Consider the following 16,119-nt stretch of genomic DNA (forward strand, 5'->3'; position numbering starts at 1 on the left):
CGGGCGGCCGGTACCCTGGGGAGAAGTTTCACGTGAAACACGCCCCGATCCGCGAAGACTGGATGAACGACGATGCATCGGTACAGGTCCCACACCTGCGGCGAGCTCCGCGCCTCTGACGTCGGCACCGACGTCCGGCTGAGTGGCTGGCTGCACAATCGGCGCGACCTGGGCGGCATCCTCTTCATCGATCTGCGTGACCACTACGGCATCACGCAGCTGGTCGCCCGTCCCGGCACGGACGCGTACGAGGCCCTGGACAAGCTCTCCAAGGAGTCCACCGTCCGCGTCGACGGCCAGGTCGTCTCCCGCGGTGCCGAGAACATCAACCCCGACCTGCCGACCGGCGAGATCGAGGTCGAGGTCTCCGAGGTCGAGCTGCTCGGCGCCGCCGCCCCGCTCCCCTTCACGATCAACACCGAGGACGGGGTCAACGAGGAGCGGCGCCTGGAGTACCGCTTCCTGGACCTGCGCCGCGAGCGCATGCACCGCAACATCATGCTGCGTACGGCGGTCATCTCGGCGATCCGGCACAAGATGACGGCGCTGGGCTTCAACGAGATGGCGACCCCGATCCTCAGCGCCACCTCCCCGGAGGGCGCCCGCGACTTCGTCGTGCCCTCCCGCCTCCACCCGGGCAAGTTCTACGCGCTGCCGCAGGCCCCGCAGCAGTTCAAGCAGCTGCTGATGATCTCCGGCTTCGACCGTTACTTCCAGATCGCGCCCTGCTTCCGCGACGAGGACGCCCGCGCCGACCGCTCGCCGGGCGAGTTCTACCAGCTCGACATCGAGATGTCCTTCGTCGAGCAGGAGGACGTCTTCCAGCCCGTCGAGAAGCTGATGACGGAGCTGTTCGAGGAGTTCGGCGACGGCCGTCACGTGACGTCCCCGTTCCCGCGGATCCCGTTCCGCGAGGCGATGCTGAAATACGGCTCCGACAAGCCTGACCTGCGCGCCCAGCTCGAGCTGGTGGACATCACCGACATCTTCGAGGGCTCCGACTTCAAGGCGTTCGCGGGCAAGCACGTGCGCGCGCTGCCGGTGCCGGACGTCTCCGCGCAGCCCCGCAAGTTCTTCGACCAGCTCGGTGACTTCGCCGTCTCGCTCGGCGCGAAGGGCCTGGCCTGGGTCCGCGTAGCTGAGGACGGCTCGCTGTCCGGCCCGATCGCCAAGTTCCTCACCGAGGAGAACGTCAAGGTCCTCACCGAGCGCCTCGGCCTGGAGGCCGGCCACGCCGTGTTCTTCGGCGCGGGCGAGTTCGACGAGGTCTCCAAGATCATGGGCGCGGTGCGGGTCGAGGCCGCCAAGCGGGCCGGGCACTTCGAGGAGGGCGTCTTCCGGTTCTGCTGGATCGTCGACTTCCCGATGTACGAGAAGGACGAGGAAACCGGCGCGATCGACTTCTCGCACAACCCCTTCTCGATGCCGCAGGGCGGCCTGGAGGCCCTTCAGACCCAGGACCCGCTGGACATCCTGGGCTGGCAGTACGACATCGTCTGCAACGGCGTCGAGCTGTCCTCCGGCGCGATCCGGAACCACGAGCCCGAGATCATGCTGAAGGCCTTCGAGATCGCGGGCTACGACCGGGAGACCGTCGAGGAGAAGTTCGCCGGCATGCTGCGCGCGTTCCGCTTCGGCGCCCCGCCGCACGGTGGCATCGCGCCCGGCGTCGACCGCATCGTCATGCTGCTCGCCGACGAGCCGAACATCCGCGAGACGATCGCCTTCCCGCTCAACGGCAACGCCCAGGACCTGATGATGGGCGCGCCGACGGAGCTGGAGGAGGCGCGGCTGAAGGAGCTGCACCTGTCGGTGCGCAAGCCGCAGCCCAAGTAGTTCTGCTGAGCGCGGGTGGCCCGGAACCGACGTCGGTTCCGGGCCACTTTCGTCTGCAGGGCTCTCCCCCAGCTCTTACTCAGGGTGCTGACAGGTGCGCTCCCTAGCGTCCCGCCCATGACGGAGAACACGGAATCCAAGAGCCATTCCCCGCGCCACAAACGGGACTTGACCCGCCGTAAGGTCATGATCGCGGGGGTCGGAGCGGTCGTGGCGGCGGGTGCCGGCGGCACGCTCGCGGCGGGCGCCTTCGCCGACGAGAAGAAGCAGGACACGGCGGCCACCGGCGAGGCCTGCTACCGGCTCACCTCGGAGACCACCGAGGGCCCCTACTACATCGACGCGGACAAGATCCGCCAGGACATCACCGAGGACAAGGAGGGCATCCCGCTCACCCTCCGCATCAAGGTGATCGACTCCGAGACCTGCAAGCCGCTGCGGAACGCGGCCGTGGACATCTGGCACTGCGACGCGCTGGGCATCTACTCGGGCTACGAGAGCCTGTCCACGGGCGGCGGCGGTGGCACGCCCCCGCCGGGCGCCCCGTCCGGCGCCCCCTCCGGCACGCCGACCGGCGAGCCCCCGTCCGGCGCGCCGAGCGGCGGTACCGGCGGCGGGGTGCACGAGGAGCCCACCGACGACGAGCGCTATCTGCGCGGCACCTGGCGGACGGACAAGCAGGGCTGCGTCACCTTCAAGACGATCTTCCCGGGCTGGTACCGGGGCCGTTGCGTGCACATCCACACCAAGGTGCATGTGAGCGGCGAGTGGACCGACTCCGGTTACGAGGGCGGCAACACCTGCCACACCGGCCAGTTCTTCTTCGACGAGGAGTCGGTGCTCGCCTCGGCCGAGGTCGAGCCGTACTCGACGTCGACCACCGAGCGCACGACGCTCACCGAGGACACGATCTACGACCAGTCCGGCACCACCGGCGGTCTCCTGAAGCTGGAGTACAACAAGAAGAACATCGCGAAGGGCGTCCAGGCCTCGATCACGGTCGGCGTGGACCCCGAGGCGACACACACCGGCACGGAGGACTCCGCCCAGCCGGGCGCGTCGGCGTCGGCGAGCTGACGGACGTACGAGGTGCGGGGCGGATGTGTGCGGACACATCCGCCCCGCACGTGGGCTGGGCCGGAGCGGATCACCCCGTCATGGCAGGCGAGCCCCCTGTCAGCCGGCCCGGGACGACACCGCTTCCGGCAGAACCGCTCCCGTCCAGATGGCCGGCCTCCGGTCGACGCCGTCGAGCCGGGCGCCGGTGAGGTCGGCGGCGGTGAAGTTGGTGTCGGTGACCGTCGCCGCCGGGAGATCCTTGGCGTCGTCCTGGCCGAGGTCGGCGCCCCCGAGGTAAACCCCCGACATATCAGCACCGGCCAGGTTCGCGCCGGTCAAGTCGGCCTCACCGAGCACAGCGACCGCGCCCTCGTACGTGGCGATGGCGTCGGCGAGGGTGGCGCTCGTCAGGTCCGCGGAGTCGAGATGCGCACCGTCCAGCCAAGCACCGGTGAGATCGGTCTCGATGAATTCGGCATCGTAGAAGTTCCCGTTGCTCAGAAGGGCTCCTTCCATGCGTGCGTTGTTGAACCAGACGTAGTCGAACTGGCCCTCCGTCAGATCGGCCTGGCTCAGATCGGCGCCGCGCAGATCGGCGTCGGTGAAGTTCATGTCGTAAAAATTGGCCCCCACCAAGAAGGTGTCGCGCAGGTCAATGGGCATCTCCCCCTCGACACTCTGCGTCCGTGACCCCAGCACGTCGAGAGCTGCCTGCACGTCTTCGGCGGGGCGTGTCTTGGGATCCTTGCGCAGCCGCTCGGCCGTCTCCTTCTTGGGCATCTTCGCGTGTTCCCTGACGTAGGCGGTCAATATCTTGACGATCGCCGACTGTTCACTCGGTGACTCCCGCATGATGCGCTGCAGCGCGTAGACGCTGCTGAGCCTGACGTTCATGGAGTCGTCCCCCAGACCGTCGACAGCCTCGTTGTAGGTGGAGGCCACTTGACTACGCTCGGTGAGGCCGAGGTTCTCGCTGGCCTGGCTGATCGTCACAGCGGTGAAGCCGAGTGCCAGCAGGGCCGGAATGGCCGGCATCGCGGTGGCGATCCACATGTAGCGCTGCCAACGACCGGCATCGGTGGCGGGTGCGGCCGCAGCCGGCTGCGCGGGGGCGGGAGCCGGACCGGGGGGCGGGTGAGCGGAGCCGAGTTGGGCGGGGTCGAGCAGGACGAACCACCGCGAGGTGTGCAGCCCGTCCTGGACGGTGGCCAACAGGGCAATGAGGGCGGGCAGTGCCGTGGTCCCGTCGCGCAGGACCTGCCCCATGGCCTCCCCCAGCTTCTCGGCCACCTGCGCGGTGTGTTCCTCCAGCTCGGTACGCCGGTCCGCAGCGAGCGGAAGGCCTTCCCGGGCGAAGTCCGTCAACGCGGCGCGCAGTTCGGCCACGCGCAGGTCGAGGACAGTCGCCTCCGGGGGTGGCAGGCGCAGCGCGTCACGGCAGGCCGTCAGCGCGCCCAGGCAGACGAGCAGGGGAGGCTCCTGGCGTGCCCAGGCGTCGAAACTCCGCAGCGCCGCCCGCCGTATGCGCCACGCGGCGACGGGTAACGCCAAGGCGATCCCGAAGAGCAACCCGTCCCCGGCACCGCTCCACCATGGCTCGGGATCCGATTCGCAACCCACCAGCAGGGACCATGAGGCGCAGCCGTCGTTGCCCTCGATGTACCAGCCGTCCGTGCCGAGGATCAGTTCGAGGTAGACGGAGGGACTGGGAATCGCCGCCAGCGGACCGTCGTAGACGTAGTCGTGGACGACGAGCCACGTCCCGAGCATGACACCGCTCAACAGCAGCGTGAACGGAACTGCCCGGCACCACACCTGACGGCCTGCCCACAGGATGCGTTCGGAGCGGTCCGCCTCCACCAGTCGGCGTAGGAGCTGGTCGGCCGGTGTCGCGCCGGCCACCCCCTGATGCCGCCGCAGGGCCAGCGTGGGGCGCAACCGGCGACGGATCTGCTCCGTTCGCGGCCGGACGGCGCGACGCGGAACGAGGACGATGCGGCGCCCTGTGAGACGGTGCGGATCGCTGAAGGCGGCAGCCTTCGCGGCCAGGTGCCATGCCAGCATCGACATGGCATAAGCCGACACCGCGCCCAGGAAGGCGCGTACCCAGTCGGCCCACGACGTGAAATCCACCGTGCTTGCCCGCCCCCCGCGACCACTGCCCTCGAACCGGTGCCACGTGGAGTATGCCTGTGGCCTCCCGCTCGAGGCGTGGCTTTTCGCGGACGGGCGGGCAGAAGTGGGACTACTTGGCCACGAACTGCGTGAGTATCGCCTGGACCTCGTAGATGTCGACGCCCTTGGTGAAGGTCTTCTGGATCGGCGTGGCCGAGCCGGAGAGCCAGATCTTCAGTTCGGCGTCGAGGTCGAAGGTGCCGGCGGTCTCGACCGCGAAGTGGGTGATGCTGCGGTACGGGACGGAGTGGTACTCCACCTTCTTGCCGGTGATGCCCTGCTTGTCGACCAGGATGAGACGGCGGTCGGTGAACAGGATGGTGTCACGGATCAGCAGGTACGCGGCGTGCACCTGCTCCCCCTGGCCCAGCAGACGCGCGTAGTCCTGCTGCGCCGTCCCCGGGTCGATGCTGTGTGCGTTTCCGAACAGTGCCATTGGTGGACCCCCCACATGGTGTGCCTTGTTGGCAGTGGCTCATGATCTTCACCTTCGGCGCGGCTTGTCCAGATGTCGCCCGTAACAGGCCGGGAACAGGTCATTCGGACGTGGTGGGGCGGGCGTCAGGTGTCGTGCATGTCGTGGTCAGGCCGGAGTGGGAGCGAGTCAGAGCTGACCGTGTCTTCTCCGGAACTGTGACTTGGCGTGCTGGGACTACTCACCCGCGAAGATTTCGTCGGCGGAGGAGGCGATGAGGGCTCGCTCGAGCCAGCGGCGCAGGATGTCGAGGTCGTCGCAGGCGGTGATGCGTTCACGTGCCTCGTCGGGGACGTCGAGGCCGCGCCGCTCCAAGATGAACAGGATGTCCTCGGTCCGGGCCTCGGCCCGACCCTTGGCCTGGACTTCGGCCTGGACTTCGGCCCGGACTTCGTCGCGGACTTCGGCCTGGACTTCGTCGCGGACTTCGGCCCGGACTTCGTCGCGGACTTCTTCGGCGAGGTACGACTTGTAGAAAGAGAGGTCCACGGCCACCAGTTTCCTCCAGAGAGCAGCGGCTGGGTACTTGCCCATGCCTTGGGCGATGAGTTCGATGATTGGGTTGGCGAGGTCTGCGGGTGTGTCCCGCAGCGCGTTGGTCATTGCTTTGAGTATGGCCCCGATGTCCGGATCCGTGGCGTGGGTGATCGCGGACAGTGTGGCGAGCGCGAAGTCCTTGCGGACCTCGGCCGGGTCGGTGATCACTGGCATGTTGTGCGGTCCCGCGACCAGCGGGCGCAGGGTGAGCAGGGGCCACTGGCGAGGGCCGAAGGAGACCGGTCGCGCTGCCCATTCGGCGGTCGCGCGGTCCTGGCAGACGACCAGCAGCATCGGCTGCAGCCGGTACTTGGTGAGCAGGTATGAGGCGTCGTACGCCCAGCTGGCGGGCTTGTCCGGGTCCTTCTTGCCCTGGGACTCGACGGCGAGGAGGAAGGACCCGTCGTCCTCCGTGTCGAACCGCAGCAGGGTGTCGACACGGCGTTCGAGCGGCCGGGTCTCGGTGAGGTCGTTGGGCAGGACGGTGAACGAGGTGGGCGGAGCGAAGTCGACGCCGAGCACCTCGGAGACCCGGGAGAAGAGCTCCGGGTGTTCCTGGAAGATGCGGTGCATCGCCTCGTGGGGCGAGCTGACCATACGGGTTCCTGTGAGGGTGAGGTGGCGCGGGAAGGCATTGCCTCTGGCACATGCACATGTGTGTTCTCCGTCGAGCGTAGGAGTGCAACGCGGCTTGGGAGGAGCCCAGTTGGCGATGTTCACCCGGAGGGGTGAGCGCGGCCGTTCGTCGATCTCCAGTGGACGCCGAGGCCTGGCCGGTTCTCAGGCAGCCGTGGGTGCGGAGAGCCGGGGCTGGGCGGTGAGGCGGTGGGCTGGGAAGGAGGCCGGGCGGCGTAGCGCCTCGGTGGCAGGTCGCTGAGACGCCAATCCTGGCCCGGATGACTCTCCGGACGCCGGGTGGAAAACAGAAACTGGTGGCCTTGGCCGCGGTGTGTGAGCACCGCGGTCAAGGCCACCCGGGAGGTCGTTTACGGCTCGGTCGGTCTTACTCGGCTTCGCCGCCGAAGCGCTCCTTGTACGCCGCCAGGTCGTCGTCCGTGAGCTTGGCGAAGAGGACCGGCGGGACGGTGAAGGGGGTGCCGGCGGGGACGGAGGTCAGGGACTTCGCCTCCTCCTTGGTGACCCAGGCCGCTGTGTCGTCCTTGAGGTCGAACGCCGAGCGCATGGCCGCCGAGGAGGTCGGGATGAAGGGCTCCGAGACCACCGCGTAGAGGTGGATGAGGTTCATCGCCGTACGGAGGGTCAGGGCGGCGCCCTCCGGGTTGGTCTTGATCTCCAGCCAGGGGGCCTTCTCCTCCAGGTAGGAGTTGCCGGCCGACCACAGGGCGCGCAGCGCAGCCGCGGCCTTGCGGAACTGGATGGCCTCCATCTGCTCCTCGTACTCGGTGAGCAGGCGTGCGATCTCCTCGCCGAGCTTCGTCTCCGCCTCGCCGGGCTCCGCGCCCGCCGGGACTTCTTCGCCGAAGCGCTTCTTCGAGAAGGACAGGACGCGGTTGACGAAGTTGCCGAGGGTGTCCGCCAGGTCCTTGTTCACCGTGGCCGTGAAGTGCTCCCAGGTGAAGGACGCGTCGTCCGACTCGGGGGCGTTGGCCATCATGAAGTAGCGCCAGTAGTCGGCGGGGAGGATTTCGAGGGCGTCGTGGGTGAAGACGCCTCGCTGCTGCGAGGTGGAGAACTTGCCGCCGTAGTAGTTCAGCCAGTTGAAGGCCTTGATGACGTCGACCTTCTTCCACGGGGCGCGGGTGCCCAGCAGGGTCGCCGGGAACATCACGCTGTGGAAGGGGACGTTGTCCTTGCCCATGAACTGCGTGTAGCGGACGTCGGCGTCCGACTTCCACCACCAGGAGCGCCAGTCGCGGTTCTCCGGGTCCTGGTCCGCCCACTCCTTCGTCGCGCCGATGTACTCGATCGGGGCGTCGAACCAGACGTAGAAGACCTTGCCCTCGGCCGCGAGGTCCGGCCAGGTGTCCGCGGGGACCGGGACGCCCCAGTCGAGGTCGCGGGTGATGGCGCGGTCGTGCAGGCCCTCGGTGAGCCACTTGCGGGCGATGGAGGAGGCGAGGACGGGCCAGTTGTCGGCTCGCTCGTCGACCCAGGCCTCGACCTCGCCGGCGAGTGCCGACTGCAGGAGGAAGAGGTGCTTGGTCTCGCGGACCTCCAGGTCGCTGCTGCCGCTGATCGCGGAGCGCGGGTCGATGAGGTCGGTGGGGTCCAGGACGCGGGTGCAGTTCTCGCACTGGTCACCGCGGGCCTTGTCGTAGCCGCAGTGGGGGCAGGTGCCGATGATGTAGCGGTCCGGGAGGAAACGGCCGTCGGCGTTGGAGTACACCTGGCGGATGGCCCGCTCCTCGATGAAGCCGTTCGCCTTCAGCTCGCGGGCGATCTCCTGGGTGATCTCACGGTTCTGGAGGGAGGAGCTGCGGCCGAAGTAGTCGAAGGCCAGGTTGAAGCCGTCGTAGACCGCCTTCTGGGCGTCGTGCGCCTGGGCGCAGAACTCGTCGACCGGCAGGCCCTGCTCCTTGGCCGCCAGTTCCGCGGGGGTGCCGTGCTCGTCGGTGGCGCAGATGTAGAGGACGTCGTGGCCGCGCTGGCGGAGGTAGCGGGAGTACACGTCCGCCGGGAGCATGGACCCCACCATGTTGCCCAGGTGCTTGATCCCGTTGATGTACGGAAGGGCGCTGGTGATGAGGTGTCGAGCCATCGCGGGCTGCTCCCAGGTTTTTACAGGGGGTGACGATCGTCGTTTCTCTGGTCGTCTCGGAACCTTGAAATCGTAGCCGACATGGGCGGGCCGCCCGCTTCCTGTTTTACGGGGTGGAAGCGGGCGGCCGGTTCGCTGCGCGGTTACGGGGGGCTTTACGGGCGCCAGTTTGCGAGGACGCCCTCGTAGAGCTCCGTATCGGTGAGTTCCTTCGGGGTGGGGCCCGCGTGGAAGAACGACGTGTTGTCGGTCTTCAGCTTGCGGAGGTAGTCGAAGGCCTTGTTGTCGTGCTCACCGAAGGCGACGAAGGAGAAGAAGACGGTCGGGTGGCTCTTCGCGGCGGCCGTGAGGGACTGGGTCGCGGGGGTCTTGGCGTCGGGGGCGCCGTCCGTCTGGAAGATCACCAGGGCCGGGTCGCCGGTGCCGGACTTTTCGTAGTGGGTGAGGACTTCTTCCACGGCGGCGTGGTAGCTGGTACGGCCCATGCGGCCGAGGCCGGCGTGGAGGGTGTCGATCTTGTTCTCGTGGTCGGTGAGGGTGAGCTCGCCGGTGCCGTCCACTTCCGTGGAGAAGAAGACGACGTGGACCTTGGCCTCGGGGGCTTCCGGGTCGAGGTGGGCGGCGAGGGCGAGGGTCTGTTCGCCGAGGGCCTGGGCGGAGCCGTCCTTGTAGTACGGGCGCATGGAGGCGGAGCGGTCGAGGACGAGGTAGATCCTGGCGGTGGTGTGGGTGAGGTTGTGGGCCTTGAGGGTGGTTGCGGCTGCGGTGTGGGCGATGCGGAGGGTTGCGGGACGGGCGCCCGGCCTTCGGCCGGGTCTTCGTTCCCACCCGCACCACCCGTGCGGCTTTCGTTGTCGGGTGGGTGGCCCCAGCGGGGCGTCCTCGCCGTCGGCGGCCGCGGGTTCGGGGGTGGAGGCGGGCTGCTCGGCCTGGGGGCTCGATTCCGGGGTCGGGTCCGGTTCCGGCTGCGGTTCCGGCTCCTGGGCCGGCTCGGGCTGCTGGTTGCTTCCGGGGCCTGGGTGGGTTCCGGTTCCTGGGTTGCTTCCGGGGCCTGGGTGGGTTCCGGGGCCTGGGTGGGTTCCGGTTCCTGGGTTGCTTCCGGGGCCTGGGTGGGTTCCGGGGCCTGGGTGGGTTCCGGTTCCTGGGTTGCTTCCGGGGCCTGGGTGGGCTCCGGTTCCTGGGTCGCTTCCGGCTTCGGCTCCGAGGCCTGGGTTGCTGCCTCCGGCTCCGGGTTCGGGGTGGGGTCCGGCTCGGGCACGATGGCCTCGGGCTCGGTTTCCGGGGTCGGCGTCGCTTCGGTGTCGAGGACCGCCTCGGGCTCCGGGGCCGACTCCGCCACGGGCTCGGGCTCGGTCGCCGGTGCTTCCTCTGCCGTCGGCTCTGTCTCGGGCTGCGGTTCGGTCGCGGGTGCTTCCTCTGCCGGCGGCTCTTCCTTTGCCGTCGGCTGCTCGGCGACCGGGGGCTCCGCCGGGTCCGGAACGTCTGAAACCGGCGGCTCCTCGAGCCCCGGAGTCACCTCGGCGGCGTCCGCCGTCGCCTCCTGCTCGGCCGCCGGGGTCTCCGCAGCGGTCACGGGTTCGTTCTCAGCCACCGCCGGGGTCTCGGCAGCGGCCGCCGGCGCGTCTTCAGTCACTGCCGGTGCTTCCGCAGCGGTAACCGGCGCGGCCTCCTCCGCCGCCTCGACCGGCTTGGTCGGCTCGACCGCCACCGACGGCTCGTCGGCCGCCGCCGCATCCCCCGGCTTCGCCGGGCGCGCGGGACCCGGGACCGTTACCTTGTCGAAGGCGGCCGAGACCAGGTCGTGTTCGTGGCGGGGTTCGGGGAGCTGTGGGGTGGCGGTCCGGGGCTGCGTGGGTACCTGTTCCGCACCCTCTGCCTCGGCGGGACGCCCCTTGCGTGACCGGCCGAATGCGTTCCGCAGGAGAGTGAGAATGCCCATATTCGCAACCCTTCGCGTGAGTTGATGCCCGTTAATTCCTGGCCAGGACGGACACGTAAGGTTAGCGGCCCCGGATGGGGATCTTGAGGAGGGGCGACGGACGGTGCCCTCCCTGGTCAAGGTCTTCATCCAGACTTTCGCGGGTTACGTCCACCCGAGCACGGCAACTTCCTTACAGATACCTCCAGTTCACGCTCCGTTCATTCGGTCGCCCCGCTCCCGCACAAACGTGCTCCTACCGTCCGTCACGCTGGATTCAAGGGGAAGCAAGGGGAGTAAAAGTGCGCAATCTGCTGCCGATCATCAGAACGAACGACTCACACCCTGGCGGCCGGTCCGCCCTGACGTGCCGTTTCCGCTGTGGTGACGCCTGTTTCCACGAGGTGCCGAACACCACCGCCAACCCGTACGTAGGCGATGTCATCGCCGGCGCCCTCAGCCGCCGTACCGTGATGCGTGCCGCCGCTGTCGTCACCGCGGCCACCGCCGCGGGCACCGCGGCCACCGTCGCCGCCGCCCCGCAGGCCGAGGCCGCGACCGCCGACGGTCGGCACCGCCCGAGCAGCAAGGGCGCCCGTGGCCTGCGCTTCACGCCCGTCGCGCCGAACACCGACGACGTCGTGACCGTCCCCGAGGGCTACGACCAGAACGTCGTCATCCGCTGGGGCGAGCCCATCCTGCGCGGCGCGCCCGCCTTCGACCCGGAGAACCAGACCGCGAAGGCACAGGCCGGTCAGTTCGGATACAACAACGACTTCCTCGCGCTGCTCCCCCTCCCGGGTGAGTGGAACCGGCAGATCCTCGTCGCCAACCACGAGTACACCGACGAGGTACTGATGTTCCGCGGCTACGACGCCGCCAACCCGACCCGTGAGCAGGTCGAGATCGCCTGGGCCGCGCACGGCCTGTCCGCCGTCGTCGTCGAGGGCGACCGCCGTACCGGCAAGCTCACCCCCGTACCGCGGCACCCGCTGAACCGGCGGGTCACCGCCACGACGGAATTCCGGGTCACCGGGCCCGCCGCCGGTTCCGACCTTCTCAAGACCTCCGCCGACCCGACCGGCACCAAGGTGCTCGGCACCCTCAACAACTGCGCCGGCGGCACCACCCCGTGGGGCACCACGCTGCACGGCGAGGAGAACTTCAACCAGTACTTCGCCAACGCGTCCCGTGCCACGGACAAGCGGTACGGCATCGGCACCGGCGCCACCGAGCGCAAGTGGGAGCGTTTCGACAAGCGCTTCGACGTCGCGCAGGAGCCCAACGAGGTGCACCGCCACGGCTACGTCGTCGAGCTCGACCCGTACGACCCCCACTCCACGCCCCGCAAGCGCACCGCGCTGGGCCGCTTCAAGCACGAGGGCGCGACCGTGCGGCTCACGGAGGACGGCCGGCCGGTCGTCTACTCGGGTGACGACGAGCGCTTCGACTACTTCTACAAGTTCGTCGGCAGCAAGCGGATGAAGAAGGGGTCGGGCCGGGCCGTGCGGGAGCACAATCTCTCGCTGCTCGACGAGGGCACGCTGTACGTCGCCAAGCTGACCGGTGACTCCCCGGCCATCGAGATCGACGGCACCGGCAAGCTTCCGGGCGACGGCGAGTTCGACGGCTCCGGCGAGTGGATTCCGCTGGCCACCGCCACCGCGGACGGTGCCGTCAGCCACGTCGAGGGCATGACCGCCGAGGAGGTGTTCGTCTTCACACGGCTCGCCGGTGACAAGGTCGGCGCGACCAAGATGGACCGGCCCGAGGACGTCGAGCCCAACCCGCACACCGGCAAGGTGTATGTCGCCCTCACCAACAACACCAACCGCGGTGTCGGTACGAACGCCAAGGCCGACGAGGCCAACCCGCGCAACGCCAACAAGCACGGGCAGATCCTGGAGCTGACCGAGCGCTGGAACCGGGCCGACAGCACCAGGTTCGCCTGGAGCCTCTTCCTCGTCGCCGGTGACCCGAACGACCCGGCCACCTACTTCGCCGGGTTCCCGAAGGACCAGGTCAGCCCGATCTCCTGCCCGGACAACGTGGCCTTCGACCGGTACGGCAACCTGTGGATCTCCACCGACGGCAACCAGCTGGGGTCGCACGACGGGCTGTTCGGTGTGGCTACGCGCGGTGATCGGCGGGGCGAGCTGAAGCAGTTCCTGACCGTGCCGATAGGGGCAGAGACCTGTGGGCCGCTGGTTCAGGAGCGGCGTGTGCTGGTTGCTGTGCAGCATCCGGGGGAGAAGGACGGGGCGTCCGTGGAGAAGCCGGCGAGTGCGTGGCCTGACGGGCCGGGCAAGATCGTGCGGCCGGCGGTGGTGGCGGTTTGGCGTGAGGACGGGTGCGACATCGGCGTCTGACCTGGTGGCCGGGGGTGGGTGCGCAGCCCGGCGCTGGCGGGGTGCCTCCCCCACTCTCGGCTCCTCCCCCATGCTCGGCTTCGCTCGCGCGGGGGGGGGGACCCCATGAGCGGGGGGACCCCCATCGCCCACCCGTGCCGCCCTGGGGGCACCTCCCAGGCCCTTAAGGCACTGGGGGAGGCACGACTTGCCCGCAGCTGAGGCTGTCAGCGTGGGGATGCGATGGCTCTTGCTGCTGCTACCTCCTGGCGCAGTGGTTCCAGGACGCTGCCCGAGGGGCCTGTGAGGTCGGTGCGGACCGGTAGGAGGACCTCGGCCTCGCGGACGCCCTGGGACAGCTCGCGCAGTTGCAGGGCGACCTGGCAGATCTCCGCCTGGGACGGCGGCGTGGCTCCGTGGCCGACGCGGACCCGCGCCGCCGTTGTCGCGTCCACGATGCGCTCCACGGCGACGACCAGCGGCCACCAGGCGGCGGCCCGGCGGCCGATGGGTGGCGGTTCGGTCAGCGCGCGCTGGAATTCCGTACGGATGCCGGACAGGTCGCGGTAGAGGCGGCGGCGCATCCGGGCGCTGGCCGCGGGGTCCGTGGTGTCTCCGAAGGCGGCCTCCACGTAGCGGGCGGTGTCGGCCACCGCGTCGGCCAGGCGGTCGCCGACGCGGGTGCGCCAGCTCTCCGGCCAGAGCAGGTAGCCGACGACCAGCGCGATGGTGCAGCCCATGAGGGAGTCCACCAGGCGGGGCAGGAGCAGGTCCGTGCCCTCGCGGTTGAGGACGTCGGACAGGAGAAGGATCACCGGGGTGATGGCGGCCGTCTGGTAGCCGTAGCCGCGCGGGGTGAGCGCCGGGATCAGCGGGGCGAGCAGGAGCAGCACCGGTACGTCCCACCAGCCCCGGGGCACCTCCGCCAGGACCGCCGCCGCGACGACCAGCCCGGCGACGGTGCCGAGCGCACGCAGCAGGGCCCGCGAGAACACCGAGCCGAAGTCGGGCTTGAGGACGAAGGTGATGGTCAGGGCGACCCAGTAGGAGCGCGGGACCGGGACGATCGAGACGAGGGTCTGGGCGAGGCCGATGCACAGGGCGAGGCGCAGGCCGTAGCGCCAGGAGCCGGCGGACAGCAGGACGGTGCGGGCGGCCCGGGCAGTGCGGATGCGTACGGCAGCCGGGCGGCCCAGGCGGTCGTCGATGCCGTGGGGGTCGACGTCCGGGGCCGTGACGACATCGGCGGCGTGCCGCACGGCGTGGTCGACGGCGCGGCCGGTCTCGGTGGTCGGCACGGGCAGGCGCAGTTCCACCGGCGTGGTCGAGCCCGTCTCCACGGCGTCGGCGAGACGGCGTACCGCGTCCGGTACTTCCGGTGGCAGCGGGCGGCCGCTCAGGTGGGCGGCGGGGGCGGCCTCGATGACCGGGGTGACGGCGTTCAACCGGGCGACCAGCCGGGTCAGATCCTGGCTGCGGCCGTGGTGGCGGGTGCGGTGGCCGAGGACGAGGTCGTACGACTCGTTGAGCGCCCGGGTGGCGTCGTGCCGTGCGTCGTCGTACGTGACCTCCGAGTCGCCGCCGCAGGTGGCGAGCAGGTCGGCGACGGCCCGGTAGGTGTCCGCGACGGCGGTGCGTTCCGGCACCCCCGAGCGCAGGGGCCAGGACAGCAGGGCGAGGAAGAGGACGAGCAGTCCGCCGCCGGACACCAGCAGTGGTGGCAGCCACCATTCGCCCGGCAGCGGCAGCCCGGCCCCGATCACGGCGTTGAGCAGCAGGAGCAGCCCGGACACGGAGGCGACCGCGCCGATCGTCGAGATCATCCCGGACACGAGGGCCACGCCGGTGACGACGACGACGGCGACCCAGCCGTGGCCGTACACGAGGGAGCCCAGGGTCACGCCGAGGGCGCCGAAGAGCTGCGGTACGGCGATGTTGAGGATCCGCATGCGGTAGGCGTCCGCGGTGTCGCTGATGACGCCGGACAGGGCGCCCATGGAGGCGAGGGCGCCGTAGGCGGGCCGGCCGACTGCGAGCCCGAGGGCCAGGGGGAGCGCCATCGCGACAGCGGCGCGGACCACGGCCGGCCAGTTGACGGGGGCCTGCTGCGGTTGGAGGTTCCGTACCAGCCAGTCGGGGGGTGTGAGGCCGATGGGGAACTCACGGGGCATGGCCCATTATGGCCACGCCGGTCAGGTGTGCCCGAGCCGACGACGGTCGACGCGGGCCAGGAGCCCGGACAGCGCTCTGTCGAACTCCTCGGGGCGTTCCAGGTTGGGCATGTGGGCCGCCGAGTCGATCACGTGGAGGGTCGCGTCGGGGAGAGCCGCGTGCATGGCCCGGGCGTCGGAGACCGGCGTGTACGTGTCGTCCGCGCCGACGACGACCAGGGCCGGGACGGTGACGCGGGTCAGCAGCTCGCGGTAGTCGGGGCGCTCGGCGCGCCCGCGCAGGGCCGCGGCGGCACCCTCGGGCGGGGTGCCGGTCATCATGCGGTGGACGTGGGCCTTGACCTCGGCGGACGCGTACGGGGCGACCATCTTCTCCAGGACCTCGTCGGCGTAGCCGCGCATGCCCTCGCGCAGGAGGCGGTCCGCCATGGCGTTGCGGGCGCGCCTGCCCTCAGGGGTCTCCGCCGCGGGGAAGGTGTCCGCCAGGACCAGGCCCCGGATGCGGTCCGGTCCCCACTGGCGGTAGCACTCCATCGCGATCTGGCCGCCCATCGACAGGCCGGCCAGCACGCAGGACTCCACCTTCAGCTCGTCCAGCAGCGCCCCGATGTCCTGCGCGAACTCCGACAGGAGCGTGCTGCCCGGGGTCACCGGCGATGCGCCGTAGCCGCGCAGGTCGGGGGCGACGACCCGGCGGGCGGGGGCGAACGCCTCGATCTGCGGGGCCCACATCGTGCGGTCGAAGGGATGGCCGTGGACGAGAACAAGCGGAACCAAGGAGGAATCGGTGCCTTTGTCCTCGTATGCAAGGAAGGGTGCCATGTGCTCGACCCTAGGCCGCCCCAACTCCTCGGTGCAATAAGATCTTTGCCCTCGGTGCA

General features: G+C 69.6%; 9 protein-coding genes and 1 pseudogene. 3 read left to right on the forward strand and 7 right to left on the reverse strand.

Annotation, left to right across the window (positions count from 1 at the left end):
* Positions 1-72 precede the first annotated feature (72 nt).
* Together aspS and StrepF001_RS16100 are read left to right on the forward strand one after the other, a co-directional pair.
* On the forward strand, positions 73-1,836 hold the full coding sequence (gene aspS / locus StrepF001_RS16095; RefSeq protein WP_129798920.1) for an aspartate--tRNA ligase: 1,764 nt from the start codon (positions 73-75) through the stop codon (positions 1,834-1,836).
* 117 nt (positions 1,837-1,953) lie between these two features.
* Positions 1,954-2,913: an intradiol ring-cleavage dioxygenase gene (locus tag StrepF001_RS16100; protein WP_129798921.1), complete on the forward strand. Its 960-nt coding sequence runs from the start codon at positions 1,954-1,956 to the stop codon at positions 2,911-2,913.
* 99 nt (positions 2,914-3,012) lie between these two features.
* Here the strand turns inward: StrepF001_RS16100 and StrepF001_RS16105 are convergent, their stop codons facing one another.
* The 5 genes and pseudogenes from StrepF001_RS16105 to StrepF001_RS47925 all read right to left on the reverse strand — a co-directional run bounded on the left by StrepF001_RS16105 (position 3,013) and on the right by StrepF001_RS47925 (position 10,740).
* Positions 3,013-5,028: a pentapeptide repeat-containing protein gene (locus StrepF001_RS16105; protein ID WP_129798922.1), complete on the reverse strand. Its 2,016-nt coding sequence runs from the start codon at positions 5,026-5,028 to the stop codon at positions 3,013-3,015.
* A gap of 112 nt (positions 5,029-5,140) precedes the next feature.
* The gene (locus tag StrepF001_RS16110) at positions 5,141-5,506 is read right to left on the reverse strand and encodes a PH domain-containing protein (protein WP_129798923.1); all 366 of its coding nucleotides are present in this window, start codon (positions 5,504-5,506) and stop codon (positions 5,141-5,143) included.
* Between the two features lie 216 nt (positions 5,507-5,722).
* On the reverse strand, positions 5,723-6,679 hold the full coding sequence (locus StrepF001_RS16115) for a hypothetical protein (RefSeq protein ID WP_206306869.1): 957 nt from the start codon (positions 6,677-6,679) through the stop codon (positions 5,723-5,725).
* A gap of 406 nt (positions 6,680-7,085) precedes the next feature.
* Positions 7,086-8,801, reverse strand: coding sequence for a methionine--tRNA ligase (metG, locus tag StrepF001_RS16120; RefSeq protein ID WP_129798924.1), 1,716 nt, complete (start codon positions 8,799-8,801; stop codon positions 7,086-7,088).
* Between the two features lie 155 nt (positions 8,802-8,956).
* Positions 8,957-10,740, reverse strand: a pseudogene (locus StrepF001_RS47925) (VWA domain-containing protein).
* A gap of 281 nt (positions 10,741-11,021) precedes the next feature.
* Between StrepF001_RS47925 and StrepF001_RS16135 the strand changes: the two are divergent.
* A complete protein-coding gene (locus StrepF001_RS16135) occupies positions 11,022-13,088 on the forward strand; it encodes a PhoX family protein (protein ID WP_129798926.1) in 2,067 nt (688 codons plus the stop codon).
* Positions 13,089-13,294: 206 nt separating this feature from the next.
* Here the strand turns inward: StrepF001_RS16135 and StrepF001_RS16140 are convergent, their stop codons facing one another.
* The gene (locus StrepF001_RS16140; RefSeq protein WP_129798927.1) at positions 13,295-15,238 is read right to left on the reverse strand and encodes an FUSC family protein; all 1,944 of its coding nucleotides are present in this window, start codon (positions 15,236-15,238) and stop codon (positions 13,295-13,297) included.
* Positions 15,239-15,259: 21 nt separating this feature from the next.
* Positions 15,260-16,060 carry an alpha/beta hydrolase gene (locus tag StrepF001_RS16145; RefSeq protein ID WP_129798928.1) on the reverse strand — a complete coding sequence of 267 codons (801 nt, stop codon included), beginning with the start codon at positions 16,058-16,060 and terminating at the stop codon, positions 15,260-15,262.
* Between the last annotated feature and the right edge of the window lie 59 nt (positions 16,061-16,119).

The organism is Streptomyces sp. F001 (assembly GCF_004187715.1).
In the GTDB taxonomy this organism is placed as follows: Bacteria; Actinomycetota; Actinomycetes; order Streptomycetales; family Streptomycetaceae; genus Streptomyces; species Streptomyces flavusporus.

Coding starts and splice junctions, on each gene's coding strand:
- metG (WP_129798924.1), bottom strand. CDS start 8,801: ATGGCTCGACACCTCATCACCAGCGCCCTTCCGTACATCAACGGGATC.
- StrepF001_RS16100 (WP_129798921.1), top strand. CDS start 1,954: ATGACGGAGAACACGGAATCCAAGAGCCATTCCCCGCGCCACAAACGG.
- aspS (WP_129798920.1), top strand. CDS start 73: ATGCATCGGTACAGGTCCCACACCTGCGGCGAGCTCCGCGCCTCTGAC.
- StrepF001_RS16110 (WP_129798923.1), bottom strand. CDS start 5,506: ATGGCACTGTTCGGAAACGCACACAGCATCGACCCGGGGACGGCGCAG.
- StrepF001_RS16145 (WP_129798928.1), bottom strand. CDS start 16,060: ATGGCACCCTTCCTTGCATACGAGGACAAAGGCACCGATTCCTCCTTG.
- StrepF001_RS16115 (WP_206306869.1), bottom strand. CDS start 6,679: ATGGTCAGCTCGCCCCACGAGGCGATGCACCGCATCTTCCAGGAACAC.
- StrepF001_RS16140 (WP_129798927.1), bottom strand. CDS start 15,238: ATGCCCCGTGAGTTCCCCATCGGCCTCACACCCCCCGACTGGCTGGTA.